The organism is Paraburkholderia sp. NMBU_R16, from assembly GCF_013282575.1.
Lineage (GTDB): Bacteria > Pseudomonadota > Gammaproteobacteria > Burkholderiales > Burkholderiaceae > Trinickia.
Map to the genome: position 1 here is coordinate 1 of NZ_JAAAYE010000157.1, position 2,308 is coordinate 2,308.

The 2,308-nt window shown below is 60.0% G+C and carries 2 protein-coding genes; both read right to left on the reverse strand.

Annotated elements, in window-relative coordinates:
* Positions 1-721 (reverse strand): hypothetical protein (locus GWC77_RS27400; protein ID WP_173262523.1); only part of this gene is annotated, 721 nt, incomplete at its 3' end.
* Positions 722-2,049: 1,328 nt separating this feature from the next.
* The coding region (locus GWC77_RS29235) for a hypothetical protein (RefSeq protein ID WP_217283439.1) at positions 2,050-2,308 on the reverse strand (259 nt) is incomplete at its 5' end.

A 2,308-nucleotide genomic window follows, 5' to 3' on the forward strand; every position in this document is an offset into this window, starting at 1 on the left:
TGTTGACCGCCTGTTCGAGTGCCGCAGGACGCGAGCCGCTGTTGGGGGGCACCAGTTGCGCCCACGCACTGCCTTGTTGTTCCAGATAACACAGGAATCGGTTGATGTTCGAGCGATAGGGATGACTATGACTCAGTCCCTGGGGCAGCCCACGCATCAGCGCGGTGTGCGCGGGCAACGTCGGGGCAAGTCTTACAGTTCCCGATTCGCCTTGCAGGAGCAACCCGAAGGCGCTGTTGAGCGCGGCCCGCGTGCCGGAATGAAGACCGTGGTCGCGAATGCCCGTGTTGACCGCCTGTTCGAGTGCCGCAGGACGCGAGCCGCTGTTGGGGGGCACCAGTTGCGCCCACGCACTGCCTTGTTGTTCCAGATAACACAGGAATCGGTTGATGTTCGAGCGATAGGGATGACTCAGTCCCTGGGGCAGCCCACGCATCAGCGCGGTGTGCGCGGGCAACGTCGGGGCAAGTCTTACAGTTCCCGATTCGCCTTGCAGGAGCAACCCGAAGGCGCGGTTGAGCGCGGCCCGCGTGCCGGGATGAAGACCGTGGTCGCGAATGCCCGCGTTGACCGCCTGTTCGAGTGCCGCAGGACGCAGGCCGCTGTTGGGGGGCACCAGTTGCGCCCACGCGCTGCCTTGTTGTTCCAGATAACACAGGAATCGGTTGATGTGCGAGCGATAGGGATGACTCAGTCCCTGGGGCAGCCCATGTATCAGCACGGTGTGCGCGGGCGACGTCGGGGTTTGCCGGATCCGCGCTCGACGGGTGCCCGTCGTTGTGTTGGAGTCGGAGGATAACGAAGACGGTGCGGGATAGGGAGCCGTCCTGGCATTTTGGCGGCTCGGCCTACCTGTAGATGACCAGGCTGCGAACGCACCGGCGGCCAACGGAACCTGAGCCTGGAAGCCAGCTGAACTTGATGAGTATTGGAATTGGGAGCCACTGCCGGAGGTGAATGACTGACTGCCAACCGAGTCCCCCGATGGCAAAGGAGGGCCGGAAAAATCCTGAGGATTGCGTTGCCGTATCAACGCCGCCGTCAGTTGCGATGCAGAGAAGTCAGAGGCCAGGCGACTCACCTCTGAGGCTATATCACGTGGTCCCGACGACGAGCCAGCTGCTTGCGTATAAGTTGAGTTTGATGGCCGCGACGAACCTGACGGACGTGAGGGCATGCTTGCAAGAGCCGGCGACATGGAGGCGGATGGGCGGCTTTGGCGGAATGCCCGGACATCGTGCTCGTTGTAAGGTCCGGAGTCTGCGGGATAATGGGTTCTCGCCCAATGCGCATAATCCCGGCCGTAAGTAGGTAGAGTATTCTGGCCCTCCTGTGTGCGCATATGGTTGAGGGTGCGCGCGATGGGGTCGGCATCATAGTACTGATCGATTAGATCGCTGGCGATTCTCGCGGAATCAGGTGAAAGTGCGCGTACCATTTTCAAAACTCCGAAGCTAGTTGGTTTGTGCGGTGCGGCTTTGTTCAGGAGGACAGGCCCCCATTTGGTTGCGGACGCAACTATGCATTCTTGACGCAAATGGGCCTGCCGAACGAATTCCACGGGTTCAGCACGTTGGGGATGATCACACCCTCGCGGTGGCAGCGCTGTTTGGCGTGAAGCTTGAGCGTGCGAAATCGCTCGCTCAGAAGCAGAAGCTGTCACTGCTCCCAGTGTCAGCCCTCGGCGAGCGCACTTTCCCGCCCCCGCGCAAAACGCCTGCGGCACGCGAAGGTTGTGTCGCATGGGGCGTTGGTGCACGGATAGGCAAACGAAAGACAGGAGGAATAAAATCGCGGTCCGTCCTGCTGGAAGCCCATGCATGCCCCACAAGCACAACGCCGCTGTCAAACGAAGAAAAGATGGTACGAAATTGGCGTTGGTGCATGGAGGCGGAGCAGTGCGCAATGCGCCCCTTTCCCCACAGGTTATGCGGCATGTGTGGCGCGACAATCTGGATGAGAGACGCGCGACAAACAAGATGAGAATGTCGCGGCGAGGTTGATGATGCCGATGTTGATTGACGCGCGGCGCATGATGCATGCCGCGCGTCAATCACGATGAGAACAGCGCGTCAGTCGGTAAGGAGCTAACGTCAAGAGTGGTGTATGAACATTTTGATGGCGGTCGATTTCAGGCGGCGAGTTTCTGCTGACCCGGTCGATCGTCTTGCACCGGTTCGCCGTAAGCGGTAAGCCATGGGCGTTATAGAGTTCGCGTAAAGGCAATCGCACAATGCCGCCATTGAGTTCGCTCAGGAGGGGCAAGCGATGACGGCCTTCGCAAGAGAAGAATTGGAATCGGTGTGGC